The sequence below is a fragment of the Pseudovibrio sp. POLY-S9 genome, from assembly GCF_001431305.1.
Lineage (GTDB): Bacteria > Pseudomonadota > Alphaproteobacteria > Rhizobiales > Stappiaceae > Pseudovibrio.
Window position 1 is genome coordinate 24,247 of the sequence record NZ_LCWX01000239.1, and the last position, 5,787, is coordinate 30,033.

5 protein-coding genes and 1 pseudogene are annotated in these 5,787 nt (G+C 52.3%); all 6 read right to left on the reverse strand.

The features are described from left to right. Nucleotides 1–527 (reverse strand): annotated as a pseudogene (locus tag PPL9_RS31655) (lipid-A-disaccharide synthase); the annotation flags it as partial. A 3-nt stretch (nt 528–530) separates the two neighbouring features. Further along, the gene (gene lpxI, locus PPL9_RS26480) at nt 531–1,400 is read right to left on the reverse strand and encodes a UDP-2,3-diacylglucosamine diphosphatase LpxI (protein ID WP_057465521.1); all 870 of its coding nucleotides are present in this window, start codon (nt 1,398–1,400) and stop codon (nt 531–533) included. A gap of 17 nt (nt 1,401–1,417) precedes the next feature. Continuing rightward, the gene (gene lpxA / locus PPL9_RS26485; RefSeq protein WP_057465522.1) at nt 1,418–2,218 is read right to left on the reverse strand and encodes an acyl-ACP--UDP-N-acetylglucosamine O-acyltransferase; all 801 of its coding nucleotides are present in this window, start codon (nt 2,216–2,218) and stop codon (nt 1,418–1,420) included. Between the two features lie 8 nt (nt 2,219–2,226). Then, entirely contained in the window at nt 2,227–2,703 is a 477-nt protein-coding gene (fabZ, locus tag PPL9_RS26490) for a 3-hydroxyacyl-ACP dehydratase FabZ (protein WP_057465523.1), read from the reverse strand. Nucleotides 2,704–2,826: 123 nt separating this feature from the next. Beyond that, nucleotides 2,827–3,891 carry a UDP-3-O-(3-hydroxymyristoyl)glucosamine N-acyltransferase gene (lpxD, locus tag PPL9_RS26495; RefSeq protein WP_057465524.1) on the reverse strand — a complete coding sequence of 355 codons (1,065 nt, stop codon included), beginning with the start codon at nt 3,889–3,891 and terminating at the stop codon, nt 2,827–2,829. 65 nt (nt 3,892–3,956) lie between these two features. Further along, on the reverse strand, nt 3,957–5,787 hold a 1,831-nt coding region (bamA, locus tag PPL9_RS26500; RefSeq protein WP_208989654.1), incomplete at its 5' end, for an outer membrane protein assembly factor BamA.

Sequence of the window (5,787 nt, forward strand, 5' to 3'; positions counted from 1 at the left end):
ATCAACGGATGCCCTACATAGTCACAAGGCGGCCCACCAAGGCGCTTGTGAGCCTCAGGCTCAAACGGCAGCAGCGCAAGCAGCTGATCCACATATGCCGCCATCTTCTTCGCACGTCCCGGACGCCATGCCCACACAGACGGGCTCACATAGTCCACCACTCGGATATAAGGCGCTTTTTTGCGCACGCGCTTTGCCACATTGTGAGTGAAATCCGGAGAGTCGATGATCAGCAGCAAATCAGGTTGCTCGGCAATAACCGCATCAACAGTTTGATGTACACGGCGAATAATCGTTGGCAAACGCTCCAACACCGCCGTAATGCCCATCACAGCAATATCATGCAGCGGAAAGATCGACTGCACGCCTTGAGCCGCCATACGCTCACCGCCCAGACCACAGACCTGAAGACGATCGCCAATTGAGGCGCGCAATGCTTTTATGACTTCGGCACCCAGCTGATCGCCAGACTCCTCACCAACAACAAAGAAAACCTTGAAGGGTTTGACAGCTTCCAATTCGCTCATACCTCAGCGCTCACCAGCTTCAAAATCTTCATCACGTGTGCAGCCATAAAGGAAAACACCCAGCTCATCGCAAAGGCGCTCAACCTCATCACGATGAGCAACCAGCACACGCCCAGCCTCAACACACACGCCTTTTAACTGTGCGTCAGAAGCTTTCTGTATGGTTTCTGGCCCAACGGTCGGCATATCAAGGCGCAGATCCTGTTGCGGCTTAGAACACTTTACAAGCACACCTGCAGCCCCTTTGGACCGGACACGGCCATTAGCACGCAACCCAGCAACACGCTCAAGCATGGCATCCGTGCCTTCAGCGCCCTCAACAGCAACAACACGTGCACCCACAGCAACAGCACCCTGCCCGATATCCAGCCGGCCCACAGCATCGACGGCCTCAATGGCAAGCTTCATGTCGCTCAGAGCTTTGGCATCCGGCGTCGGCCCTGCCACGTGGCCTGGGCTAGCAACCAACCCCGGAGCAACTTCATGAGCACCAACCACGTGCAAACCCTCTCGTTCAAATATCCCGGCTACTTTCACCAGCAAATGATCATCGCCACCAACAACAGCCTTGATGATACGCGGCAAACGCCAAATCGTTCCAAAATCACCAAGGATCGATGTGAAGTCAGGCCGCTTCCGCACAGCGCCGATCAACACCACATCCTGAACACCATTAGATTTAAGCGTTGAGAACAGTTTGCCGATCTGCCCCCAGCCAAGTTCAACGGGATTAAACGCAGAAAGGGAGGCATCTGCCTCCCCCTTGATTGCGATGGTCACCACATCGCGACCTTGTTCCATAGCGGACCGAATAACCAGACCGGGCAGATCGCCGCCGCCAGCAATCACAGCAATAGGTGCCTGTTTCACCATGAATTCAAAACAGACCCTTATTCACCGGTGTTGCGCGGCGTACAGAACCGGCGCTTTTCATCTTCCAGCATGAACGACGTCATCGTCTGCACACCTTCAAATTCAGCGTACTTTGTCCGCGCAATGTCCGCACGAGCACGCAACGTACCCTCTTCACTGTTGAAGACTTCCTTATACGCACCGCGCAGGGCGTGGATTTCTTCGCGAGAAAAGTTGCGGCGCTTCAAACCAATCAGATTCAGCCCTGCAAGACGCGCACGATCACCAATCACAGATCCATAAGGGATCACATCAAACTCAACACCAGTCAGACCACCAATGATGGAATGAGCACCCACACGACACCACTGACGCACAGCAGACAGTCCGCCAAAGATCACATGATCTTCAACTTCAACATGCCCGGCAAGCGTCGCATTGTTGGCAAGAATAACGTTGTTGCCAACAATGCAATCATGCCCGACATGAGTACCCATCATGAACAGGCCGCCATTCCCAACGCGCGTCACACCACCACCACCGGCAGTGCCAGGGTTCATAGTGGAGTGCTCGCGGATCTGGTTGTCTTCGCCGATTTCCAGTAACGTATCTTCGCCGGAAAACTTCAGATCCTGCGGCTGATGCCCCAAGCTGGCAAACGGGTAGACCTTCGACCGGGCGCCGATCGTTGTCCGTCCAGCGATCACCACATGGGAAACAAGCTCTACATCATCGCCAAGGGTTACCTTGGGACCCACCATGCAGTAAGGACCGATCTTGACATTCTCTCCAAGTACGGCCCCATCCTCGATAATCGCGGTGGGATGAATCTGTTGCATCAATGACCTCAATTCGCCTCGTCAGAATCGACAAGCATTGCGCTGATTTCCGCTTCAGCAACCTTCTGCCCGTCTACCATTGCAACACCTTCAAACTTCCAGATGGTCGCGCGGTTGCGGACTTTTTTTACATGAAAGTGCACCTGATCACCAGGAACCACAGGCTTGCGGAACTTACACTTATCAATGGTCATGAAGTAAACCAGAGAAGGCACATCTTTCTTTTCACGGCCATGGACGCAAAGCGCACCAGCAGTCTGAGCCATCGCTTCGATAAGCAACACACCTGGCATTACAGGCTGGCTTGGAAAATGTCCCTGAAAATGTGGCTCATTGATGGTTACATTCTTAATACCAACACCTGAGTTGTCGCCGTCCATATCAACGATACGGTCAATCATCAAAAACGGATAACGATGGGGCAAAAGCTCCATAACCCGCATGATATCAGCGCTTTCAAGTGTTCTGGTCTTTACATCACTCATAATAATGCCTCAGCAATATCGGTTTGACTGGCATATGTCTCACTTGGAGCATCTGAGGACACGCCCTCCTCATTCACCAGCCAATCTAGTTAACTATCGGGATCAGATCCCGGGTCTAATCTGTTATTTCTTGCCGCCTTGAGCGGTCAGGCGGCGAAGCGCCGTCATTTCCTTGAACCACTCACGGATCGGCCGTGCCGGTACACCACCATAACGCCCACCTGGCGCCAGATCGTCGTGTACAGCACTTACGCCAGCAACTTGCGCGCCCATTCCAATGCGAACGTGCCCGGAAACACCGGTCTGCCCGCCAAGAACCACATAATCCTCAAGGCTGGAACTTCCAGAAATCCCTACCTGAGAAACAATGACGCAATGCTTTCCGATATTAACGTTGTGACCAACCTGAACCTGATTATCAATCTTGGTTCCATCACCCACAGTCGTATCACGGTTTGCACCGCGGTCTATACAGGAGCCAGCGCCAATTTCAACATCATTTCCTAGCACAACTCGGCCCATCTGGGGAACCTTGATATGTCCACCTGGTCCCATCGCAAACCCAAAGCCATCCTGCCCTATGCTAACGTTTGGGTGAATAATGACACGGTCACCAAGCACTGCGTGCTGCAAACTGGAATTTGCTCCAATAGAGCAGTTCTCGCCCAGCTGACAATTGGCAGCGATCACTGCATTGGGACCAACACGAGATCCAGCCCCAATCACCACATGCGCGCCAATGACAGCACCAACCTCAACAACAACACCTTCACCCAGCTGCGCGCGCTCATCAACAAAAGCACGCGCACTGACAGACGTTTCGCTGGTTACCGGAAGTGGCCGCATTGCGGTTGGGTAAAGCTCTGCCAGAACTTGCGCCAGTGAGCGGTACGGCTCCTTGGCAAGCAAAGGCACAACACCGTCGGGCACCTTGTCGACATGCTTTTTGCTCACGAGACAAGCTGTTGCCTTCGTGTTCTCAAGCTGATCCAGATATTTCGGATTATCGATGAACACAAGCGTTCCGGGAACGCCTTCATCCAGAGGAGCAACACCAGTAATGGCAAGCTCACTATCACCACGAACAATCTCCGCCCCAGCCCATTCAGCTACTTGTTTCACTGTTATTGATCGAGCCTCAGGGAAGAAAACCGGGCTAACTTCAGATTGATTTGATGGTTCTGTCATAGGATCCTACAAAAAAACGGCCGCCGAGGGTATCGGCGACCGATTATAATCAAATTTTCACTAGATCAGAAGCGTGTACCACCACTGAGCTTGAATACCTGCGTTTCATCAACATCGTTTTTGAGCACAGGCCAAGCAAAGTCAGCACGCAGCGGCCCAAACGGCGACTGCCACAACACACCAACACCAACAGAAGCACGAAGATCGAAGTCTTCAGACTGGATACCGCTTCCGATTACAGAAGACAGTTCGCTATCCACACCCCAGAGAGAACCCGCATCAGCGAAGACTGCGCCCGACAATCCAAGTTCTTCAGGGAAGACTGGGAATGGGAACTGACCTTCAACGGTACCTGCAACGTAGTATTTACCACCCAAGGCATCGCCACCGTTTTCATCACGAGGACCATAACCGTTGGTTGCAAAACCACGAATTCTGTCAGGTGAACCCTGGAACTGATCAGTCACGCGCAGACGGTTACCGATAGATTCGATGTAACCGGCAGAACCCTTCACAAAACCAACAAGACCCCATTCAGCGTAGAGCTCTTCAAATGCGCTACCCTTAAACTGACCACGAACATACTGAGACTCTCCGCCGAGACCCGCAACTTCCTGCTCGTAGGAAGCAACATAACCGTCACGTGGGTTCAGGTTGTTGTCCAGAGTATTGTAGACGAGCGAGAAGCCCGCAAGTGAAGTCGTGTACTGCCCAAGGGAGTCACAGACACCCAAAGACACACCAGGCTCACAGTCACTAATACCGGTTGAGTCGCTACGCGTCAGATCACGCTGGTAAAGCTTGTAGAACAGGTTGAGCGTCAGTTCGTCTTCACGAAGCGGAAGACCAAAGTTAATCGCACCACCAGTTGTCTGCTCCTCATAAGCACGGGAGCTGTTCTGATCGTATACGCGGCGGTACACATCCAGACCTGCAGAGATACGGCGCCCCATGAAGAACGGCTCAACGAACTTGAACTCATACTTCTGGTTATCGGTACCACCACCAACAGCAGCTTTCACGTACTGGCCACGACCAAGGAAGTTGCGCTCGGTGATGGAGATATCACCAATCACACCGTCAGATGTAGAGTAACCCACACCAAATGAAACTTCACCGGTTGGCTGCTCTTCAACATCCACGTTGATGATCACACGGTCAGGTGCACTGCCCTGCTGACGCGTAATACGCACATTCTGGAAGTAACGTGTATTGCGCAGACGACGCTCAGCCTTATCCAGAAGGATACGGTTATAAGCATCACCCTCAGCGAGATCGAATTCGCGGCGGATCACGTATTCACGTGTACGATCGTTACCACGAACGTTGATACGCTCAACATAAACGCGTGGACCTTCTTCGATCAAATAAGTGATTGAGACTGTCTTGTTCTCATAATCACGTTCACCACGAGGGCGAACCTGAGCAAACGCATAGCCTGCCTTGGAAACTTCCAGCGTCAGAGCTTCAAGTGTCTTTTCAACTTCCAGTGAGTTGTAGGTATCACCAGACTGAGTGCGCAGATACTGGCGCATCGCCTCTGGGTCAACAGCAGACAAGGATGTATCGATTTCGATATCACCGAACTCGTACTGCTCACCTTCATCAACAGTGAAAGTCACGTAGAAGATGTTTTGCTCACGGTCCAAATCTGCAACAGCAGAAACAACGCGGAAATCAGCATAACCCTTCTGGTAGTAGAACTGACGCAAAGATTCTTCGTCGACATCGAGACGGTCAGGATCATAAACATCGGTCGTACGCAACCAGCCGAGGAAGCCACTTTCGCGGGTCTGGATCTGCTCACGCAGGTAGCCGTCGGAGAAGGCTTGGTTACCGATGAAGGAAATACGGGCAACACCCGTCTTATCACCTTCTTCGATTTCAAAAACCAGA

Bases quoted from the DNA above. Each gene is read 5' to 3' on its own strand.
- lpxI (WP_057465521.1), bottom strand. From the start codon at position 1,400: ATGGTGAAACAGGCACCTATTGCTGTGATTGCTGGCGGCGGCGATCTG.
- lpxD (WP_057465524.1), bottom strand. From the start codon at position 3,891: ATGACAGAACCATCAAATCAATCTGAAGTTAGCCCGGTTTTCTTCCCT.
- lpxA (WP_057465522.1), bottom strand. From the start codon at position 2,218: ATGCAACAGATTCATCCCACCGCGATTATCGAGGATGGGGCCGTACTT.
- fabZ (WP_057465523.1), bottom strand. From the start codon at position 2,703: ATGAGTGATGTAAAGACCAGAACACTTGAAAGCGCTGATATCATGCGG.